Here is a 20,397-nt window from a genome sequence, read left to right as displayed (position 1 = left end):
TTTTCCAAATGGACCTATGTAGAGTACCAAATGTGGTTTACTGTGGCTGTCGGAAGTGCAGGCAGTCAGTACCAGCAAAACAGAGTCCAGCCCATGAGCCGGAACGTACACCGCCAGAAGGAGACACGAGGTGAAGCCCGACACCCCGCAAATCGCCGCAGCCGTCGATGCGCTCGAGCCTTATCTGGTCGATACGCTATCAGCCTTTGTCCGAGCCGAAAGCCCGTCGGGACGGGAGGAGCCTGCCGCGCAGTTCATGGAAGAAGCCCTGCGCGGCCTTGGCCTGGAGCCCGAGCGTATTGTTCTGGACAACAGCCTGCTCAAGGACTCGCCGCTTTTTGCCTGCCCATGCATGCCCGACAATGGCCGCTACAATCTGCTCGCACGGCATGTTCCGGAGCAAGGCGGCGGACGTTCGGTACTGTTCAATGGTCATCTGGACGTCGTGCCAACCGGCCCGCAGCGCATGTGGTCACGCCCACCCTACGAACCCTATATCGAGGACGGCTGGCTGTTTGGCCGCGGCAGCGGCGATATGAAGGGAGGTATCGTCAGCGCCCTTGCGGCCTACAAGGCGCTGAATGATCTTGGCCTGGAGCCGGCTGGTATTGTCGGCTTCAACGCCGTGTTGAACGAAGAGGACGGAGGCAACGGCTCCCTGTCCACCATCCATGCGCTCAAGAACGCGCTTGCCAAGGCGCGGCTTACGGATTTTGACGCCACGATTATTCCGGAGCCTTTCGCCGAGACCCTGATGACCGCCGAAGTCGGCGTATTCTGGATGTTCGTGGACCTGACAGGGCGGCCCGCCCATGCGGCGTACATGAATACGGGTGTCAATCCCATCGAGGCCGCCATGGCGGTGGTCGCCGACCTGAAACAGATCGAGTCCGAATGGAACGCGCCCGAGCGCCGTCCGCCGCTGTTCAGGGAACACCCGCATCCGATCAATTTCAATGTCGGCCGGATCGAAGGCGGCGAATGGAACTCCTCTGTGCCCTGCACATGCACACTCGGCCTGCGCATCAGCTTCTTCCCCGAGACCGATCCGACGCAGGCCAAGCGAACCATCGCGCAGAGCGTGCGCGCGACCGTGGCGCGCGTAAACGCCTTTCTGGATGTCGGCATCCGCTTCCAGGGACAGTTTGCGCCCGGCGCCTACTATGACATGCAAACTCCCGCCATGCGTGCATTGATAGCGGCGCATGCGGAGGTAAACGGCGTGGACCCCGAGTATTTCGCCAGCACCGCCTGCACCGACGCGCGCCATTTCCACCATCTGGCCGATTTGCCGGTGACCTGCTATGGGCCGCAGGCGCGCAACATCCACGGCATAGATGAGTCCGTTTCCATTGCAAGCATGAAGCGGGTCGCCACTACGCTGGCACGCTACATCGTAGACTGGTGCGGCGTGCGGCCGATGCGCCGGGTCTAGCCGATATCCACCCACTTGGCGGGGCTCGCCCTGCATTTGTTCCACCCCCGTCCCATGGCGGGGCTTCCCCCGAGGAGATCCTGATGAAATTAAAGAAATGGCTCACATTCGGAACTGGCGCCCTGGCGCTGGCGCTGGCGGCTCACAGCGCCCAGGCCCAGACGCGTGGCGGTACCCTGCGCATGATTGTGCAGCCCGAACCGCCCATTATCGTCACCGCACTCAACCAGCAGGCCCCGACGCAGTATGTGGCGGGCAAGATCTATCAGAGCCTGCTCACCTATACGCACGACCTCAAGCCCAAACCCGGGCTGGCCGATTCCTGGGACATATCCGATGACGGACTGACCTATACCTTTCATCTGCACAAAGGGGTCACATGGCACGACGGCAAGCCTTTCACAGCGGGCGATGTGGTCTTCTCGCTATCGGATATGTTGCCCAAGACGCATGCCAGGGCGCGGGTCATCCTCAACAAGTACGTGGCGTCGGTGACGGCCAAGGACGATCTTACCGTCGAGATCAAGCTCAAGTCGCCGTTTCCTGCTTTCATGCTGATGTTCGAGCCAGGCTTCGCGCCCATGATGCCCAAGCATATCTATGCGGGCACGGACTACATGAAGAATCCCGCCAACCAGCACCCCATAGGCACAGGCCCGTTCATGTTCAAGGAATGGAAGCGGGGCGAGTACATCAAGCTGGTGCGCAATCCCCACTACTGGAAGGAAGGCATGCCCTATCTGGACGAGCTGATCTTCAACGTGATCCCTGACTCCGCCTCGCGCGCGGTGGCGTTCGAGCAGGGAACAGTGGATGTGCTGCGCGGCGGCGATATCGACAACGTTGACGTCAAGCGTCTGCGCGCCCTGCCCAATGTGGACTACACCACCAAGGGCTGGGAAATGTTTTCTCCGCAGGCCTATCTGATCTTCAACGAGCGCAAGCCGCCTTTCGACAATGCCAAGGTACGCCAAGCGGTCATGACCGCTCTCAACCGCCAGATGGTCATCAACAATATCTTCTTCGGCCTGGGCAAACTGTCCACGGGTCCGTTCGTGCATACAGAGATGTTCTATGACCCGAACGTGCCGCCCATCAAGTTCGACATGAAGGAGGCCAAGAAACTGATCGAAGAATCGGGCATCGACCCCGGCGACTACACGATACGCATGCTGGGTTTTCCGTATGGCGCCACATGGCAGCGCCTGGATGAGTACACCCGCCAGACGCTGACGCAATTGGGCTTTAACGTCAACCTGGAGTCGACCGATGCGGGCGGCTGGGCCAGCCGTACCGGCAACTTCGACTTCGATCTCACCACATCCTATGCCTATCAATACGGTGATCCCGCCCTGGGGGTCGAGCGTCTTTATATCTCGGCCAATATCGTGAAAGGTTCGCCGTTTGCCAATGTGCAGGGCTACAAGAATCCCGAACTGGACAAGGTATGGGCTCAGGCCGCCTCGGCCGTCGATCCCAAGGAGCGCCAGTCGCTGTATTCCCAGATACAGACAACCCTGGTCAAGGACATGGCCAACGGCTATCTGGTGGACATGGAGTTCCCCACGCTATACCGAAGCAATATCCACAATCTGGTCACGACGGCCATCGGCCTGAACGAATCCTTTGACAACGTGTATATAGACAAATAGTCCAGCCAGGGAGCGCCCGCATGAAGTTCGCGCTGTTCTTCGCGTCGCGCCTGACCAAGGCTCTGGCCGTGGTCATAGGCGTGGTGATCGTCAACTTCTTTCTCATCCGGCTTGCACCCGGCGATCCAGCCTCCGTGCTGGCGGGCCAGGCCGGCGCGGGCGATCCCGCCTACCTGGCGCAACTGCGCCAGGAATTCGGTTTGGACCAGCCTTTGCTCACGCAGCTGCTGCTGTATCTGAAAGGCGTGCTGCAGCTTGATTTCGGCTTTTCCTACCGCAATCACATTCCCGTGCTCGATCTGATCATGCAGCGCCTGCCAGCCACCTTCCTGCTCATGAGCTGCGCCTTCGTATTCTCGCTCGTCCTTGGCGTGAGCCTGGGCGTGCTGGCCGCACGCGTGCGTTATGAAAATCGGCGCCGCTGGTTGGACAGCACGCTGATGACCGGCGCATTGATCCTATATGCTACCCCGCTGTTCTGGCTGTCTCTCATGGGCATACTGCTGTTTTCGGTGGTTCTCGGCTGGCTGCCCGCCTTCGGTATGGAATCCGTGGGCGCAGGCCTGACCGGATGGGCACGCGCCGGCGATATCGCCATGCACCTGATCCTGCCCACCATTACCCTCGGCTGCTTTTTCATGGCCTTTTATGTGCGCCTTACACGCGCATCCATGCTGGAGGTCATCGGCATGGACTTTGTGAAGACGGCCAAGGCCAAGGGCGTACCGTCCAGCAGCGTCATCCGCGTACACGTGCTGCGCAATGCGCTACTGCCTGTAATCACTTTCGCAGGCATACAGCTGGGGCAGATGGCCGGCGGGGCGGTTCTGACGGAAACCGTGTTCGCATGGCCAGGCATCGGACGCCTGATGTTCGACGCGCTGCTGCAGCGCGACTACCAACTGCTGATGGGCATCTTTCTGGTGACCTCGGCCATGGTGGTGCTGTTCAATCTGATCACCGACGTCGCCTACCGCATCGTCGATCCGCGCATAGCCGCGGGCGCCAGGCAAGGGGCGGCAACATGAAGCATTTCGCCCGACGCTACATGCGCAACTATGGCGCGGTATTCGGACTCATCGTTATCATCATTGTCTCGCTGCTGGCCCTGCTCGCGCCCTTTTTATACGAGATGTCACCCTGGTCCATGGTGGCGGTGCCGCTCATACCGCCTTTCACCGACCCCTCCTACCCGTTCGGAACCGACATGCTGGGCCGCGACATCACGGCGGGCCTGGTATGGGGCGCGCGGGTATCGCTGCTGGTGGGACTGCTGTCCACCCTGATTTCTCTCGTATTCGGCATCATTGTCGGCGCCGCTTCCGGATACTGCGGCGGCTGGATCGACGACCTGCTCATGCGCCTGACCGAGTTCTTTCAGACCATTCCACAGTTGGCGCTGGCCGTGGTCATCGTGGCGGTCATGAGCCCATCGATCTATTCGATCATGGTGGCCATCACGGCGGTATCGTGGCCGCCCGCCGCCCGCCTGGTGAGATCGGAGTTCCTGACCCTTAAGCAGCGAGAATTCGTGCTCGCCGCCGTGGTCATAGGCCAGAAACCGTCGCGCATTGTCTGGTCGCAGATACTGCCCAATGCCATGTCGCCCATTATTGTTTCGGCTTCCTTCATGGTTGCCACCGCCATCCTGACCGAATCCGCACTGTCCTTTCTTGGCCTGGGCGACCGCAACCTGATGAGCTGGGGTTTCATGATCGGCGCTTCACGCACGATGATACGCGAGGCCTGGTGGATGAGCGTATGGCCTGGCATCGCCATCCTCATTACCGTCCTGTCCATCAACCTGATTGGCGAGGGACTGAGCGATGCGCTCAATCCGCAACTGCGCCGGCGCGGCGAATAATGGAGGCGTCCATGAACGACGACAAGGGCGCACCGGTTATTTCCCTGCGCAATCTGACAATACCTCTGCCGCCGGGAGGCGACAGGCCGCACGCCGTGCAGGACATCAGCTACGATGTCCGAGCCGGCGAAATACTGTGCATCGTAGGTGAATCGGGCTCGGGCAAGTCCATGAGTGCCAACGCCATCATGGGACTGCTGCCCGACTATCTGAAGCCGACGGCCGGCGAAATCATCTTCCGCGGACAAGATCTCCTGACACTGCCCGAAGCCACGCTGGAAGGCATGCGCGGCAAGGACATGGCCATGATCTTCCAGGAGCCGCTGTCCGCGTTGAACCCGCTCATGACCGTCGGCAAGCAGGTGGCCGAAGTCATGCTGGTGCATGGGGGGCACACAGACGCCCAGCGGCGCCAGCGTGTGCTTGAGCTGTTCCGCTTCGTGGACCTGCCCGACCCCGACGCACTGTACGACACCTATCCATTTCGGCTGTCGGGCGGGCAGCGCCAGCGCGTGACCATTGCCATGGCATTGGCGCTGGAGCCTTCGCTGCTGATTGCCGACGAGCCCACCACGGCGCTGGACGTCACGACCCAGGCGCAAATCCTGGCACTGATCGCACGCATCCAGAAAGAAAAGGGCATGGGCGTCATGTTCATCACCCATGACTTTGGCGTGGTGGCGGAGATTGCGCATCGGGTCGCTGTCATGGAAAAAGGCATGCTCGTGGAACAGGGCAGCGCGGAGCAGGTGTTGAATCATCCGGCCCATCCGTACACCCGCCGCCTCATTGCCGCTGTGCCGCATCTGAATTACGGCAGAAAGGATGCAGCCGACCGTGCCGCCCCTCTGCTGGCGGTGCGAAACCTGAAGAAGCACTATGTGCTGCGAGGTGGCTGGATGGGTTCGAAGCGCGTGGTGCGAGCGGTGGATGATGTCAGCTTCTCGGTACGACGCGGCGAAACGCTGGGCATTGTGGGTGAGTCGGGGTCAGGCAAATCCACCATTGGCAAGTGCCTGCTGAAGCTCGTGGGCGTGGACGGCGGGCAGTTGCTGTTCGACGGGCGCGACATTGCGCCATTGAGCGAACGACAATTCCGCCCCATGCGCCATCACATACAGATGATATTCCAGGATCCGTTTGCATCGCTCAACCCGCGCCACACGGTGGGACGCATCATCAGCGACGGACCCGTGGCCAACGGCATCCCGCGGGCCGACGCGGAAGCCCGCTGCAGGGCGTTGCTGGAGATGGTCGGACTGGATCCCGCTGTGTTCAATCGGTATCCGCATCAGTTTTCAGGCGGCCAGCGTCAGCGGGTGGGCATTGCCCGCGCGTTAGCGCTGGATCCGCAGGTACTGGTCGCCGATGAGTCCGTCTCGGCGCTGGACGTTTCCGTGCAGGCGCAGGTGCTGGATCTGTTGCAGTCTTTGCAGGAACAGCTTCAGATTGCAATGATATTCATCACCCACGACCTGCGCGTGGCTGCGCAAGTGTGCAGCCACATTGCGGTGATGCATCGCGGGAAGGTGGTGGAGCACGGTGCGCCCAACCAGATCTTCGAGGCGCCGCAAAGCGACTATACGCGCAAGCTGATTGCCGCTGTGCCGGGCAAGGCATGGAAGCCGCCCACGCTGTCCGACAGCGGGATTCAGTAGCCGCGATCCAGCGGTACGACGCCGCTCAGGGTTTCGCCGCGTACATAGCGGCGAAGCTTGTCTGCCGTCTGGGTAATGGTTTCCTCGCGCAGGCTGGCAGCCGCGACATGCGGCGTGATGGTGATACGCGGATCACGCCAGAACGGATGGCCGGCGGGCAAAGGCTCCTGACGAAAGACATCAAGCGTGGCGCCCCGCATGTGGCCGCTGTCAAGCAGGGCGGAAAGATCTTCCTCGACAAGGTGCTCGCCCCGCCCCATATTGATGAGATAGGCATCGGGACGCAATTGCCGCAACGTTGCCCGGCACAGTATGTCGCGCGTGCCATCGGTCAGCGGCAGGGTATTGATGAGCACACGCGTACGCGCGAGGAAAGCAGGAAACGCTTGCTGGCCGGCAAACTTCTGTACGCCCGGAATATCCTTGCCGGTGCGCGACCAGCCCGCCACGGGATAATCCAACGCAGCCAGCGCGCTGGCCACCCGCGCGCCCATGACGCCCATTCCTAGTACACCCACGGTCCAGTCGGCCCGCCGGATGTCGGGCCGAGGCTCCCAGCGTTCCTGCTGCTGCAGCCGCTGATAGTCGTCGAAGCTGCGCGAGGCCCGCACCAGCGCGTAGGCGGCATATTCCGCCATCTGGACGGCCATGCCCGCATCCTCGAGGCGCACAATGACGGCATCCGCAGGCAGGCCAGGCAGGCGCAGCAAGGCGTCCACCCCCGCGCCGAGATTGAAGATGGCCTTGATGCCGGGCTCGCGCGAGAAAAGATCTGGCGGGGGATTCCAGACGACAGCGATCTCCGCACCCACCGCCTTGCCAGTATCGTTCCATGCATGGAAGGCCACCTCTGGCACAGCAGCCTGCAAAGGATCTATCCAGGCCTGGGGGTCGGCATCATGGGCAGAGGCAAAAACAGCTTTCACACGCGTATCCAGTCGAGATGGGCCGGGCGGGCTTGCCGCCGCGAGCCGATTGTGCGCACCGCCCGATGCGGCGCACGATAAGGCCATATTCTAGAGGATATCCATGGGCCCGCCCATTGCAGGCAGACTAGAAGCGATAACTGGCGCTGGCCACAATGGTGCGCTGCGATCCATACCAACAATCGCCTCGGCTCAAGCATGTGCTGACATACGTCTTGTCGAACATATTGTTCACATTCAGCGCCAGCCGCCACGATGGCGTTTCATAGGCCACCATGGCGTCCACCAGCGTCACGCTCGGCGTCTGCGGCGCAATGCCGTCGGTGAAGTGGCCCAGCCAGCGCACGCCCGCACCCACGGACAGGCCCGCCGCGCCATCCATGGCAAAGCGGTATTTGCCCCACACGGAAGCCTGGTGCTTGGGAATGCCCTCCAGTTGATCGTCAATGTCGATATAGGTGTAATTGGCCAGCACGCTGAGGCTGCGGCCAATGGCCTGCTTGTATTCCAACTCCACGCCGCGGTTGCGGGTCTTGCCGATCTGCACCTGATTATTGGGGTTGGTCGGATCAGGCACCAGCCGGTTTTCCTCGCTGAGTGTGTAGGCGGCGATGTTGAACATCGTATCGCCATCCTGCGACTCGTACTTGAGGCCGGCCTCGACCTGCTTGCCACGCAAGGGAATGAAGGCGTCGCCGTTCGCATCCGTGCCAAACACGGGCGAAAAGGATTCGCTGTAGCTAAGATAGGGCGAGAGGCCGTTGTCGGCCTTGTACATGATGCCCAGACGCTTCGTGGTCGCACGGTTGGTATAGTCGGGCTGCCCTTCCACGCTGGATTCGGAACGATCGTGGCGCAGGCCAGCCACCGCGATCCAGTTCCGCCAGCGCAGTTCGTCCTGCAGATACACGCCCAGGTCGCGCTGGCGCGCCACCGGATCCGTTGACATGGATGGCGGCGTAAAGGCGGGGTAGCCGGGATCGTAGGCATCGATCAGCGGCACGGCTCCACCACTATTATTTGTATAGTCTGTCATGGCAGAGCCGGATTCCTTGTCCTGGTGCGCATAGGTCATGTCCATGCCCAGCAGCACATGATGGCGCACCGCGCCGGTATCGAAACGGCCCTCCAGGTTCTGATCCGCCGACACCATGCGCACCGTCGTCAGGGTTGCATCCGCAACACGCCCCAGCATGCGTTTATTGACCGGGTCGCCGGCCCAGCCGCCTCGTAGCGTAAAAAAGTCGCTATAGAGTGAACGGTAATCGACCCGATTCAGTGACCAACGGAAATTCTGCTTGAACGACCAATCGTCGTTGAAGTCATGGCGGAACGCCCAGCCCGCTGATTTGCGGCGGGAGTCGTAGCGGTCCCAGTCCGGATCGCCGATGAAGCGGTCGACCGGCAGTTGCCCGTTGGGATTGTCCAGCGCTACGCCTTCCCAGGGGAAGAACTGCGAGGTGGAACCCGATTTATCGTCCTGGTAGAGCGCCATGAAGGTCAACGAGGTGCTGGCGTTGGGCTGCCATGTCAAGGACGGCGCAATCATGAGGCGATCGTCACGCACGAAATCGACTTGTGTGTTGGCTTCGCGGCCAACGGCCACCACGCGGTACAACCAGGTGCCCTCTTCGTTCAACGGGCCCGTCAGGTCGGCCTGAATCTGGCGCCGCGCATTGCTGCCGTAGGAGATACCTACCTCTCGCATGGCCTCCGGCAAGGGCCGCTTGCTGACCATGTTGACCACGCCCGCGGTACTGCCCTGGCCATACAGCATGGACGCCGGCCCACGCAGCACCTCTATGCGCTCCAGCGCATAGGGCTCGATGCGCGTTGTGCTTGTGTACCAGTTGTAGTTCTGGCGCAGGCCGTCCATGTATACAGTGGGCTCCGAGCCGCGGATGCGAAAAGAATCGGTTCTGGAATCCAGGCCATAGGCATCGGAACGCACACCCGCCGCGTAGTTGAGCGCGTCCTGCACGCCTTGGGCGCCCTGGTCGCGGATTTCATCGCTGGTCACCACCGTGACAGACTGCGGCGTCTCGCTCAGCGGCGTATCGGTCTTGGTGGCCGTCAGTGCATTGTGCGCAATATAGCCAGACACCGGCTCAAGCGCGGACTCAGTCCCTTGCGCCTTGACGGTAATGGGCGCCAGGGTACGCGTTTCCTGTGACTGTGCAGCGGCGCCGCCACTGTAGAACAGCATCAGCATGCTTGCCATGGTTGTCAACGCCAGCGGATGCAGCGTATTGCTCGGCATAATCTGTCTTCCTTTGATAGTGATTGTTGTGCCGGTGTGGCATACAGGCACGCCTGCCGAGTCCGATATATAAAAATGCTTTACGCGACATAAGCAAATCCGGCCCCCGACGTCTGGACCGGCGGATCATTGTCTGGGGAATGCCCAAAACCAAACCCCGACCACCAGCGGGATGGACAGCGCGGCCCATGCCAGGAAATGCCAGAAGCCAACGCCGAGCAGGGCGGCAAGCAGGCCAAAGCAGGTCAGAACCCCAAGCACGATCGGCGCGCCCCAAAGGCGCCTGAAACGCGTTGATGCTTTCACTTTCAGCTTTCCAGGGCCGGGGTCAGTTCGCGCACTCTGCGCGCCACCCGCGCATCGGTGGCCTTGCGCCGGGCAAACCACAGATACAGGCCGCTGGCAAGCACCACGATCGTGAGGATGTCCAGCAAGGCCCACAGAATCTTCAGCGGCATGCCGCCATAGTCACCGAAGTGCAAAGGCCTGGACAGCTCAAGCACCTTGAGGTACCAGGGCGGCTCGGCCACCGCCGTGACTTCACCGGTGGCGGCATCCACCAGCACGGGCGTGAACAGATGGGAGGTAAGTGGCGTGGCGCCTTTGGACCACATTGTGTAGTGATGCGGCGTGGAGAAGCGATTGCCGGGGTAGTTGAAACTGAGCACTTCATTGCCCGGCACAGCCTTGTTAGCCGCATCGATCGCCGCTTGGGCCGACGTAGGCTGGGCCGGCGGCGTCTCGTTCTTGTAGGGTGCCATCAGCGCCGCCACTTCGGTGCGCTGCCACAGTGCGAACAGCGGCGTGGACAACTCGTTGATGACGCCGGTGACGCCTACCACGGCCGCCCAGGCCAGGGTCACGATGCCCAGCAGATTATGAAGATCCAGCCATTTCAAGCGCCGCGAGCGCGTGGCCCGGACGGTGCCGAACGACAGCTTTTTCATGAAGGGGCCGTACAGTACCACGCCCGAGACAATGGCCACCACAAACAGCAAGCCCATGAAGCCGATGAACAGTTCGCCCGGCAGGCCGGCAAACCAGTCCACATGCAGGGCCAGCATGATGCCCATGAAGCTGAGCTTCTCTTGTGCCTGGGGCGGACCATCCTTGAGCAGTTCGCCCGTGTGCGCATCGAACTTCAGGAAATGGGCTTCGTCGAAATCGGACTGATAGGACGGCGACATGCCCACCAGCACCTGCGGCTGGGCATCGTCCATGAAAACGAAATCGATGACATCCTTGGGATAAAGCGTGCGCGCCTGATCTATCAGGCCATCGACATTGGCCCGCGGGGTTCCTTCGGGAACCACGGCATAGGGTTTGGCATCATCCAGCCAATGGTCGATTTCCTCGTGAAAAACCAGCGGCAGGCCCGTAATGCAGACGACCAGCAGAAAAAGGGTGCACACGAGGCTGGACCATTTGTGCACCCAATACCAGGTCTTGAGAGACGCCGCCGCAGTCACGTGGCACTCCCTAAACAAGGCCACGGCGCAAAGCGCCAGACAAAACGAAACATCCGGATTCCCCAGGGAATTGATTTCTAAGAATAGTTCTTATTCTAATTTTCGTCTAGAAATGCTGTCAACTGGACGGTTATGGTTATTTTTTATTAGCAACTGTCTTTTTTGAGAGGCTATCGAGTTTTTCCTCAATAATTTCCCGAGGCATGGCGCCGTTGATGCGGCTACCGTCTGGAAAGAACAATGCCGGCGTGCCCTGTACGCGCAAGGAATGACCCAGTTCCAGCGCCTGCTGCAGCGGTGCATCGCATTTGGCGACCTGTGGCTTCCGGCCATCAAGCATCCAGGCCTGCCAAGCCGCCGCCGGGTCGCTGGCACACCATATATCCCTCGCCTTCGTACTGGAGTCGGGCGTCAGGATGGGAAAGAGAATGGTATAGACGGTAATGTTGTCGATATCCTTCAGGGTCTGGTGCAGACGCTTGCAATAACCGCAATTGGGGTCCTCGAACACAACCATCTTGCGCGAACCATCTCCCTTGACCTGCTTGATGGCAATGTCGAGCGGCAGCGAGGAAAAATCAACCTGCGATAAAACCTTAAGCCGCGCCTCGGTCAGATCGATGCGGCGCTTGGCATCGATAAGCGATCCCTGCAGTACATAGCTGACTGATGCATCGGTGTAGACCACGTCGGTGCCGATCTGCACCTCGTACAGGCCTGGAAAGGGCGTCTCGGTAACCCCCGCAACCGCCACATCGGGAAACCGGCGCTCGAAGGCCGACTTGATATCGTCCATGGATGCGGCCCCCGCCGTGGCCAGCACACTATCCTTCTCCGCCCCGCCGTCGGACGGCGCGCGCTGTGTCGGCTGGCGCGCATCCTGCGTGGACAGCACGCGACCGGACGCGCCCGAGGCTTCAGGCGCAACAGCATCCTGTGCCCAGGCCTGCCCGAATGAAAGACATCCTATCACTGCTGCGGTAAGCCAATGGGCTTTCCAACGATACATATGAACTCCAACTAGGCCGGGCCCACGGACAGGCCGGGCAATTATCCAGAAAAATCATGCGCCATGCCGGTTGCCAGTCGCCGCATCGATGAGCAGGCGCTTGACAAAGGGCAGGCGGTCGGCCCATTGCATGCCCGCGTTGCGAGCCCATGCAATGGGTGCTCCCTGCACGGCAAACAAACGGTGCAATCCGTCGGTTGCCATGCGCATCGCCAGGATAGGCTCGGCACGCGCGCGTCGATAGCGGCGCAACAGACGCATATCGCCGGCCGCCCGGAAGGGCTCGCGGTCGCGCTGCACCCGCAGCAGCGCCGCCACATCGCCAAGGCCCAGGTTCAATCCCTGGCCGGCCAGCGGATGCACCCGATGCCCCGCATCGCCCACCAGCGCAACACCAGGCGCAACCATATCACTATGCTCGACATATAGTGGAAAGGCGAACGGTGTGCTGCGCATGCGCAATCCGCCCAGGCGACCCTCGCTGGCAGCCGCAAGCCGCGCCTCGAGCGTCCGGGCGCGTTCGTCTTCAGGCATCGTCATCCAGGTTTGGGCCAGCGCTTCAGGCATGGACCACACCATGGATACCTGATGCCCTTCGGCGGTATCGGGCATGGGCAACAGCGCCAGCACACTGTCGCCGGTAAACCATTGAAAGGCCGTATTCTGGTGGGGCAGATCGGCGGCAAGATGCACTACGATGCCCATGTCGCCATAGGCGCGGGAATGATGCGCAATCCCGGCGGCCCTGCGCACAGGCGACTCCGCGCCGTCCGCGCCGATCAGAAGGTCGGGCTGCAGGACGCGGCCGGATTGAGTATGAACAGCACCGTTGTCCAGATGGTCGAATTTTTCCTCGACCCAGGGTATGCCATACACACGGACGGCCTGATGCAGGGCGCGCTCCATTTCACTGGATTCGACTATCCAGGCCAGGCTGTCCTGCGCTGCCTGCCATGCATCCAGATTGACGCTGCCCGCGGCATCGCCGTGGATTTCCATGGCGCGCACGGACGTGATACGTTCTGCGTCCATAATGTCCCAGACGCCCAGCCGCGACAGCAGCGCGCGGCTGGATGGCGATATGGCGTAGACCCTGGGACAGTATTGATCGCGCACCGTCGGTGCTGGCGCCTTGCGCGGCCCCAGCACCTGTACCGCATGGCCGTCTCGTGCCAAGCCCAGCGCTGCCGCCAGCCCTGCGATGCCGGTTCCGCAAACCACGAACGAATCTTTGCCCACTTCCAGTTTCCTGTTATTTGCGCGGCGCCAGAGGCGGCCAATGCCGCAACGGGATCAACGCGCTGACGGCGCGCCAGCGCCCGCAGGCCAAAGCACCCACATTTCGCCTTGCTGCTTCATCCGCCCCGCCAGGGCGCCCGCCTCGTCGCCAAAGCCCCAATAATAATCGGCGCGCGCCGCACCCTTGATGGCGGCACCGGTATCCTGCGCCAGCACAAGCCGGCGCAGCGGCGCGGCGGAGCCAGGCTGCGTGGTGGCAAGAAACAGCGGCGTACCCAGCGGCACATAATGCGTGTCGACGGCAACGGCACGCCCGCCGATCAGCGGTATGCCGTAGGCGCCCTTGGGACCCAATTCGGGATCGGTGACAGGCTCTTCCCGGAAAAACACCATGGCTGGATTGGCGTTGAGCATCTCCTGCACCCGCCCCGGGTGGCTGCGCGCCCAGGCTTTGATATTTTGCATGGACGCCTTGGCCAACGGCATCTGCCCTTGATCGGCCAGCCACCTGGCAATCGACACATAGGGTCGGCCGTTATGATCGGCGTAGGCCAGCCGTATGGTCGAGCCGTCGGTGAGCTGAGCCCGCCCCGAGCCCTGAATCTGGAGGAAGAATGCCTCGACCGGATCGTCAACCCAGACGATCACGGGCGGCCTGCGTTCGGGTGATGCAGCAATTTCGGCACGTGTGTCGTAAGGCACGACACGCTTGCCGTCGAGCTTGCCGCGCACGCGTTTTCCTGCCAGTTCGGGATAGACCGAACCCAGGTCAATGGTAAGCAGGTCGTCAGGCGTGGCATACAACGGCCATTGGTAGTCGCCTTGACGGGTGCGCGACGCGCGCACCAGCGGCTCGTAATAGCCGGTGACCGTATTACGCGCGGGCTTGCCGGCGGCATCCAGCAGCCGCCAGGGCCGCAGATACTGCTCCAGGAACTGGCGGATGCGCGGCGCATCGACCGCATTGCCGCTAAAGCCCGTGTTCGCCGCAGCCGCACAGACAGGCTGCCAGGCGCGCGGTGCGGCCCTCGCCTGCATCGCAAGCGAACCCGATACGGGCCGCATCAACCCCTTGCAGTTGTTAATGAAAGCCTTCCAGGCATGGGACAGATCGTCGTCCTTCCAGCCCGGCAAGGATGCCCACGATACCTGCTGGAACCGGCCTTCCAGCGCGCGCGGTGGCGTGTCGCGGATGGACGCCAGCGGCGGCACCACCAGTGGCTGCGAGGCGATGTCGGGCTGGCCAGCCTTGCCCGCACCGCTCTGGTCTGTGCTGAGCGGCACTGTGCTGCAGGAGGAAATCAGGACAAGCAGGCTGGCGTAAAGCAGGCGTTTCTTCATAGCGTGATCTTTGCGGGATGCGAAAAGAGAATCAATGCAGGGTACGCGGCATGGCGAGCATGAATTCGTCGATGGGCACCTCGAAGGGTATGCCGTTGTCCCCGACGCAATGATAGCTGCCCCGCATGGTACCCACTGGCGTAGACAAGGGACAGCCGCTGGTGTATTCGAATGTTTCTCCCGGGGCAAGCAGGGGCTGCTGGCCCACCACGCCCAGCCCGCGCACTTCCTGTGTGCGCTGCTGGCCATCGGTGATGACCCAGTGGCGGCTGATGACCTGCGCCGCGTGTTGTCCTTTGTTGCTGATGCGTACCGTATAGGCAAAAACGAATTGCTGCGCGTCGGGTTCAGATTGCTCCGGCAAGTACTGCGCGGTGACGGTAACCGAGAGATCGTAGGGCTTCATAGACGTATCCGAAATAACGGGCCGAGCGCCATTGTTTGCATATACAGACTGCCCAGGCGCAACACAGACGGGCTTAACCTGCAATAATGACACAATCGCCACAGCGGCTGTTTTACCTTACATCATTGCCATGCCATTCTCGCGCCCCACCCGAATCGCACCCAGCATCCTGGCGGCCGACTTCGCCCGCCTGGGAGAGGAAATCCGGAATGTCGTCGACGCCGGCGCCGACTGGATTCACTTTGACGTCATGGACAACCATTATGTTCCCAACCTGACCATGGGACCCATGATATGCGAAGCCCTGCGTCCGCACACCGAGGCACCCATCGACGTGCACCTGATGGTGGAGCCGGTAGATGCCATTATCCCGCAATTCGCGGAGGCGGGCGCCGACATCATCACCTTTCACCCCGAGGCCACGCGCCATGTCGACCGCAGCCTGTCGCTCATTCACGACTATGGCTGTCGGGCTGGCCTGGTCTTCAACCCGGCCACGCCCCTGGACTACATGGACTACGTCATGGACAAGCTCGACGTCGTGCTGCTTATGTCGGTCAATCCAGGTTTCGGCGGGCAAAAATTCATCCCGGGCACACTGGAAAAACTGGCGCAGGCGCGGCTGCGCATCGACAACTGGGTCAATCGCGGCGGCCAGCAGATTGCGCTGGAAGTCGATGGCGGCGTCAAGGTGGACAACATCGCCGCCATTCGCCGCGCGGGCGCCGACACATTCGTGGCCGGCTCGGCCATTTTCGGCCACGACGATTATCGATCCATTATTGATGCCATGCGCGAGGAAATCGCCAAGGGCGAGAGCCTGGAGGTATGAACATGGCACCAAACGCCGTGTTGTTCGATCTGGACGGCACCCTCATGGACACCCTGCCCGACCTGGCCGACGCCACCAATGCCATGCGCGCAGACATGGGGCTGCGGGCGCTGCCGCAAGACCTCATCGGTACTTATGTCGGCAAGGGCACGCCCGTGCTGGTGCAGCGCGCACTGGCCAACAACCCATCGGGGACCGTGCCGGGTGAAGATGCGTTCAAGCAGGGGCTAGCCAGCTTTCTGGATCATTATCAGCGCCTGAACGGACGCAGGGCGCAGCTGTATCCCGGCGTGCGAGAGGGGCTGGCGGCCTTTCGCGAAGCAGGCCTGAAGCTCGCCGTGGTGACCAACAAGCCCACCGCATTCACGCCGCCGCTGCTGGCGCAGTTCGGCTTGAGCGAGTATTTCGGCGCAATCGTGTGCGGCGACACCTGCGAGTGCAAGAAGCCCGACCCCCTGCCGCTGCAACATGCCTGCAGCCTGCTCGGAACCACGCCGGCCCATGCCTTGTTCGTCGGTGACTCGGTGAATGACGTGCAGGCGGCGCGGGCCGCGGGCATGCCTGTCCTTGCCGTTCCGTATGGTTATAACGAAGGCAAGGACGTGCGAAATCTCGAAGTCGATGATATAGTTGCGTCTATCGCCGATGCCGCCAAATGGCTGGCCAGGCAATCACAAATATCCAGACAATGACCGCAACCCTGTATTACCGCAGCTCTCCTGGCGCCAACTGGCGCTGGTGGCGTTCGCGCTCTGGGTGGCGGTAAATCCCTCCCGGCACATGGTCTGATACCTGTGCCCCTGCATAAACCGCAAAAAAAGCCCGGAACCACGCGAATAGGCCGGGCTTTTTGAATTTCAGTCTGTCCGGTCCGTATCAACCCAAGAGACCACTATGACAGAAATAGAATTCAATGCCCTTGCCGCCCAAGGCTACAACCGCATTCCGCTTATCGCGGAAACCTACGCCGATCTGGACACCCCCTTGGCCATCTACCTCAAGCTGGCGCATAGTGGTCCGGAAGCGGGGCGCAATTCATGCCTGCTCGAATCCGTGGTGGGCGGCGAACGGTTCGGGCGTTATTCATTCATCGGGCTACCCGCCAGCACCGTCATCCGCTCGCGCGGCACAACGACCGAGGTGCTGCATCAGGGCGAAGTGGCCGAGACGCACGAAGGCGATCCACTGGCCTTCATCCAGACCTATCAGCAACGCTTCAAGGTCGCGTTGCTGCCGGGCATGCCCCGCTTCGCGGGCGGTCTTGCCGGCTACTTCGGCTATGACGCCGTACGTCATATCGAACCGCGCCTGGGGCCGGCCACCAAGCCGTTTCCCGCGGGCCAGGACGACGGCACGCCCGACATCATGCTGCTGCATATCGACGAACTGGTCATCGTCGACAACCTGGCCGGCCGCACTTACCTGATCGTCTACGCGGATCCCGCCAAGCCAGAGGCCTATGCCCTTGCCCGCCGCCGCATCAAGGCGCTGCGCGAGAAGCTGCGCACGCCGGTGGTCATTCCTTATGCCTACGCCAGCATGCAAACACCCGCGCGCCGCGATTTTGCCAAGGAAGACTACATTGCCGCCGTGCTGAAAGCCAAGGAGTATATTGCCGCGGGTGATCTTATGCAGGTGCAGGTGGGCCAGGTGATCGCCAAGCCATTCCGCGATTCGCCGCTGTCGCTGTACCGCTCGCTGCGTTCGCTCAACCCGTCGCCCTATATGTACTACTGGAATTTCGATAATTTCCAGGTGGTGGGCGCATCTCCCGAGATCCTGGTGCGACAGGACATCGTGCATGAGGACGGCCGCCGCAAGACGCTGGCCACCATTCGACCCCTGGCCGGCACGCGCCGCCGCGGATCCACGCCCGAAGAAGACGCTGCACTGGCCGAGGAGCTCATGGCCGATCCCAAGGAGCGCGCCGAGCATGTCATGCTGATCGATCTGGCCCGCAACGACGTGGGCCGAGTCGCCAAGACGGGCACAGTCAAAGTCACCGACACCATGACCATAGAGCGCTATTCCCATGTCATGCACCTGGTGTCGAATGTGTGCGGCGAGCTAGACGAAGGCATGAGCAACATCGATGTCCTGCGCGCCGCCTTCCCGGCGGGCACGCTGACCGGCGCTCCCAAAGTGCGCGCCATGGAAATCATCGATGAGCTGGAGCCGGTGCGTCGCGGCATCTACGGCGGGGCTGCAGGCTACATGAGCTACGGCGGCGAGATGGATGTGGCCATTGCCATCCGCACAGGTCTCATCAAGGACGGCATGCTCTATGTGCAGGCCGCCGCCGGCATCGTTGCCGACTCCGATCCCGAGAAGGAATGGCAGGAAACCGAGGCCAAGGCCCGCGCTGTCCTGCGCGCGGCCGAGCAGGTCCAGTACGGGCTGGACGAGCCGATCTAACCCGCGCGGGCCAGCATATCCGCACTGATGTCGCCGATAGTGCGCGCGCCCGTGAGGGTCATGGCCACCCGCATCTCTTTTTCGACGAGATCGAGCAGGTTGGCAACGCCGGCCTGGCCAGCGGTGGCCAGTGCGTAGATGAAGGCCCGGCCCAATAGAACGGTATCCGCGCCCAGCGCCAGCATGCGTACGATGTCCAGGCCATTGCGCACGCCGGAGTCGGCAAGAATGGCCAGATCTCCCTTGACGGCGTCGGCTATCATCGGCAAGGCACGCGCGCTGGACAATACGCCGTCGAGCTGGCGCCCGCCATGATTGGACACCACAATGCCGTCCGCCCCGAAGCGGACAGCATCGCGTGCATCCTCGGCGTCCAGAATGCCCTTGATGACCATGGGGCCCTTCCAGAATTCACGTATCCACTCCAGATCCTTCCAGGAAATGGACGGGTCGAAATTGGCGCCCAGCCAGCCGATATAGTCTTCCAGGCCAGTGGGCTTGCCACGATAGGCCGACACATTGCCGAGATCATGCGGCCGGCCGAACAGGCCGACATCCCACGACCATTGCGGATGGGTGACCGCCTGGCCGTAGCGTCGCCAGGCCGCATAGGGGCCGCTCATGCCCGAGTGTGCGTCGCGATAGCGGGCGCCGGGAACAGGCATATCAACCGTGAATATCAGCGTCGTTACTCCCGCCGCCTGAGCGCGCTCGAGGGCATTCCTCATGAAGCCGCGATCCTTCAGCACATACAGCTGGAACCACATGGGCCGCTTGATGGCGGGAGCGACTTCCTCGATAGGACACACGGATACCGTGGACATCGTGAATGGAATGCCTTTTTCATCCGCCGCGCGGGCTGCCTGCACCTCGCCGCGCCTGGCGAACATGCCCAACAGTCCCACCGGCGCCAATGCAACCGGCATGGACAGGGTTTCATCGAACAGCCTGGTCTCCAGGCTCAAGTCAGACATATTCCGCAGCACGCGCTGGCGCAACGCAATGCCCGCAAGATCGCTGACATTGTGCGCCAGCGTGTGCTCGGCATATGCGCCGCCGTCGATATAGTGGAAAAGAAAGGGCGGCAGCCGGCGTTGCGCGGCGGCGCGATAGTCTGTCGAGGCGGAAATAATCATGGTCTGGACGAAATAGTGGGCAAACGCGTTGAGCGCGCGCGACGTGCTTCATCTTCGTCGAGCGTGCGTACGCTGTCGTGCACGAACTCGAGATGGTGCCAGACAGTGTCGCGGGCACGTTCCGCGTCACCGTCGAGGATGGCATCCATCAGTGCCTGGTGCTGCGCCGTCAATTGCGCATGGGTTTTCCGCATCGTATACATGCGCTGGCGATTCAGCGTTACCGTGGCCCGCAGCAACTCGAACAGCCCACGCATCATCTGCAGCAGCACCAGGTTGTGAGAAGCTTCGGCAATGGCCAGGTGAAATTCGGCGTCGGCGCGCGCGGAAAGATCGGGATCGCCGCTGCCTTGATACCGCACCATGGACTCGAAACGCGATCGGATACGCTCTTTGTCCTGCTGCGTGGCCCGCATCGCCGCATGCCAGGCGGTGCCGCCTTCCAGTGCATGGCGCGCCTCAAGCACGTCGTAGCGATATTCAGGATCGTCATGCACCAGGCTGCTGAGCGGATGGACGAGATTCTGCTGCGGCCATGCGTCGCCAGGCGGCGGCAAGACAAACGTGCCGCCTCCCTGGCGACTCTGCAGCAAGCCTTGGCTGGCCAGCTTCTGGATTGCCTCGCGTATACAGGGACGCGATGCGCCCAGCACGACGGCCAGTTGCCGCTCGGACGGCAGGCGGTCGCCGGGCTGCAGGCCCTGCTCGCGGACGAGTACCTGCAGTTTTTCGGCGATCTGATCGGAAAGACGCAT

General features: G+C 61.8%; 18 protein-coding genes. 8 read left to right on the top strand and 10 right to left on the bottom strand.

The features are described 5' to 3' along the window. The first annotated feature begins 130 nt into the window (after positions 1-130). The 5 genes from ERD78_RS14615 (at position 131) to ERD78_RS14595 (ending at position 6,609) form a co-directional block, all read left to right on the top strand. Positions 131-1,435 (top strand): ArgE/DapE family deacylase, encoded by a 1,305-nt coding sequence (locus ERD78_RS14615; RefSeq protein WP_129970046.1) that lies wholly within the window; start codon positions 131-133, stop codon positions 1,433-1,435. An 83-nt stretch (positions 1,436-1,518) separates the two neighbouring features. Continuing rightward, the gene (locus ERD78_RS14610; RefSeq protein WP_129970045.1) at positions 1,519-3,087 is read left to right on the top strand and encodes an ABC transporter substrate-binding protein; all 1,569 of its coding nucleotides are present in this window, start codon (positions 1,519-1,521) and stop codon (positions 3,085-3,087) included. Between the two features lie 20 nt (positions 3,088-3,107). Next, positions 3,108-4,115, top strand: coding sequence for an ABC transporter permease (locus ERD78_RS14605; RefSeq protein WP_129970044.1), 1,008 nt, complete (start codon positions 3,108-3,110; stop codon positions 4,113-4,115). Further along, a complete protein-coding gene (locus ERD78_RS14600; protein ID WP_129970043.1) occupies positions 4,112-4,951 on the top strand; it encodes an ABC transporter permease in 840 nt (279 codons plus the stop codon). The genes ERD78_RS14605 and ERD78_RS14600 overlap by 4 nt, the downstream gene beginning before the upstream one ends. 11 nt (positions 4,952-4,962) lie before the next feature. Further along, entirely contained in the window at positions 4,963-6,609 is a 1,647-nt protein-coding gene (locus ERD78_RS14595; protein WP_167668944.1) for an ABC transporter ATP-binding protein, read from the top strand. Here ERD78_RS14595 and ERD78_RS14590 read toward each other — a convergent pair. From ERD78_RS14590 to apaG, 8 genes are all read right to left on the bottom strand, one after another. Further along, the gene (locus ERD78_RS14590; RefSeq protein ID WP_180029213.1) at positions 6,603-7,535 is read right to left on the bottom strand and encodes a 2-hydroxyacid dehydrogenase; all 933 of its coding nucleotides are present in this window, start codon (positions 7,533-7,535) and stop codon (positions 6,603-6,605) included. The two genes, ERD78_RS14595 and ERD78_RS14590, sit on opposite strands and share 7 nt — an antisense overlap. Positions 7,536-7,662: 127 nt before the next feature. Further along, on the bottom strand, positions 7,663-9,795 hold the full coding sequence (locus ERD78_RS14585) for a TonB-dependent siderophore receptor (protein WP_129970040.1): 2,133 nt from the start codon (positions 9,793-9,795) through the stop codon (positions 7,663-7,665). Between the two features lie 126 nt (positions 9,796-9,921). After that, complete coding sequence (locus ERD78_RS14580) at positions 9,922-10,101, bottom strand: hypothetical protein (RefSeq protein ID WP_129970039.1); 180 nt, start codon at positions 10,099-10,101, stop codon at positions 9,922-9,924. A gap of 2 nt (positions 10,102-10,103) precedes the next feature. Beyond that, positions 10,104-11,264, bottom strand: a complete 1,161-nt coding sequence (locus ERD78_RS14575) for a PepSY-associated TM helix domain-containing protein (protein ID WP_129970038.1) — start codon at positions 11,262-11,264, stop codon at positions 10,104-10,106. Between the two features lie 136 nt (positions 11,265-11,400). Further along, entirely contained in the window at positions 11,401-12,273 is an 873-nt protein-coding gene (locus ERD78_RS14570; protein ID WP_129970037.1) for a DsbC family protein, read from the bottom strand. A 54-nt stretch (positions 12,274-12,327) separates the two neighbouring features. Beyond that, positions 12,328-13,512: an FAD-dependent monooxygenase gene (locus ERD78_RS14565; RefSeq protein ID WP_129970036.1), complete on the bottom strand. Its 1,185-nt coding sequence runs from the start codon at positions 13,510-13,512 to the stop codon at positions 12,328-12,330. Between the two features lie 54 nt (positions 13,513-13,566). Next, positions 13,567-14,853, bottom strand: a complete 1,287-nt coding sequence (gene mltA / locus ERD78_RS14560) for a murein transglycosylase A (protein ID WP_129970035.1) — start codon at positions 14,851-14,853, stop codon at positions 13,567-13,569. A gap of 31 nt (positions 14,854-14,884) precedes the next feature. Then, complete coding sequence (apaG, locus tag ERD78_RS14555; protein WP_129970034.1) at positions 14,885-15,259, bottom strand: Co2+/Mg2+ efflux protein ApaG; 375 nt, start codon at positions 15,257-15,259, stop codon at positions 14,885-14,887. Positions 15,260-15,389: 130 nt separating this feature from the next. Here apaG and rpe point away from each other — a divergent pair, with 130 nt between their 5' ends. The 3 genes from rpe to trpE all read left to right on the top strand — a co-directional run bounded on the left by rpe (position 15,390) and on the right by trpE (position 18,506). After that, complete coding sequence (gene rpe / locus ERD78_RS14550; protein WP_129970033.1) at positions 15,390-16,091, top strand: ribulose-phosphate 3-epimerase; 702 nt, start codon at positions 15,390-15,392, stop codon at positions 16,089-16,091. 2 nt (positions 16,092-16,093) lie between these two features. After that, positions 16,094-16,783: a phosphoglycolate phosphatase gene (locus ERD78_RS14545; protein WP_129970032.1), complete on the top strand. Its 690-nt coding sequence runs from the start codon at positions 16,094-16,096 to the stop codon at positions 16,781-16,783. A gap of 202 nt (positions 16,784-16,985) precedes the next feature. Next, the gene (trpE, locus tag ERD78_RS14540; protein WP_129970031.1) at positions 16,986-18,506 is read left to right on the top strand and encodes an anthranilate synthase component I; all 1,521 of its coding nucleotides are present in this window, start codon (positions 16,986-16,988) and stop codon (positions 18,504-18,506) included. On the opposite strand, the gene lldD is transcribed toward trpE, so the two are convergent. Continuing rightward, positions 18,503-19,642: an FMN-dependent L-lactate dehydrogenase LldD gene (gene lldD, locus ERD78_RS14535; RefSeq protein WP_129970030.1), complete on the bottom strand. Its 1,140-nt coding sequence runs from the start codon at positions 19,640-19,642 to the stop codon at positions 18,503-18,505. The two genes, trpE and lldD, sit on opposite strands and share 4 nt — an antisense overlap. Next, complete coding sequence (lldR, locus tag ERD78_RS14530) at positions 19,639-20,397, bottom strand: transcriptional regulator LldR (protein WP_129970029.1); 759 nt, start codon at positions 20,395-20,397, stop codon at positions 19,639-19,641. The genes lldD and lldR overlap by 4 nt, the downstream gene beginning before the upstream one ends.

Origin of the sequence: Allopusillimonas soli (assembly GCF_004153445.1) — a bacterium.
Lineage (GTDB): Bacteria > Pseudomonadota > Gammaproteobacteria > Burkholderiales > Burkholderiaceae_B > Allopusillimonas > Allopusillimonas soli.
The sequence above is the reverse complement of the archived record's forward strand: the minus strand, read 5'-3'. Positions and strand labels throughout refer to the sequence as shown.

Bases quoted from the DNA above. Each gene is read 5' to 3' on its own strand.
- ERD78_RS14610 (WP_129970045.1), top strand. From the start codon at position 1,519: ATGAAATTAAAGAAATGGCTCACATTCGGAACTGGCGCCCTGGCGCTG.
- ERD78_RS14605 (WP_129970044.1), top strand. From the start codon at position 3,108: ATGAAGTTCGCGCTGTTCTTCGCGTCGCGCCTGACCAAGGCTCTGGCC.
- ERD78_RS14600 (WP_129970043.1), top strand. From the start codon at position 4,112: ATGAAGCATTTCGCCCGACGCTACATGCGCAACTATGGCGCGGTATTC.
- ERD78_RS14595 (WP_167668944.1), top strand. From the start codon at position 4,963: ATGAACGACGACAAGGGCGCACCGGTTATTTCCCTGCGCAATCTGACA.
- ERD78_RS14585 (WP_129970040.1), bottom strand. From the start codon at position 9,795: ATGCCGAGCAATACGCTGCATCCGCTGGCGTTGACAACCATGGCAAGC.
- ERD78_RS14570 (WP_129970037.1), bottom strand. From the start codon at position 12,273: ATGTATCGTTGGAAAGCCCATTGGCTTACCGCAGCAGTGATAGGATGT.
- mltA (WP_129970035.1), bottom strand. From the start codon at position 14,853: ATGAAGAAACGCCTGCTTTACGCCAGCCTGCTTGTCCTGATTTCCTCC.
- apaG (WP_129970034.1), bottom strand. From the start codon at position 15,259: ATGAAGCCCTACGATCTCTCGGTTACCGTCACCGCGCAGTACTTGCCG.
- rpe (WP_129970033.1), top strand. From the start codon at position 15,390: ATGCCATTCTCGCGCCCCACCCGAATCGCACCCAGCATCCTGGCGGCC.
- ERD78_RS14545 (WP_129970032.1), top strand. From the start codon at position 16,094: ATGGCACCAAACGCCGTGTTGTTCGATCTGGACGGCACCCTCATGGAC.
- trpE (WP_129970031.1), top strand. From the start codon at position 16,986: ATGACAGAAATAGAATTCAATGCCCTTGCCGCCCAAGGCTACAACCGC.
- lldD (WP_129970030.1), bottom strand. From the start codon at position 19,642: ATGATTATTTCCGCCTCGACAGACTATCGCGCCGCCGCGCAACGCCGG.
- lldR (WP_129970029.1), bottom strand. From the start codon at position 20,397: ATGCGTCTTTCCGATCAGATCGCCGAAAAACTGCAGGTACTCGTCCGC.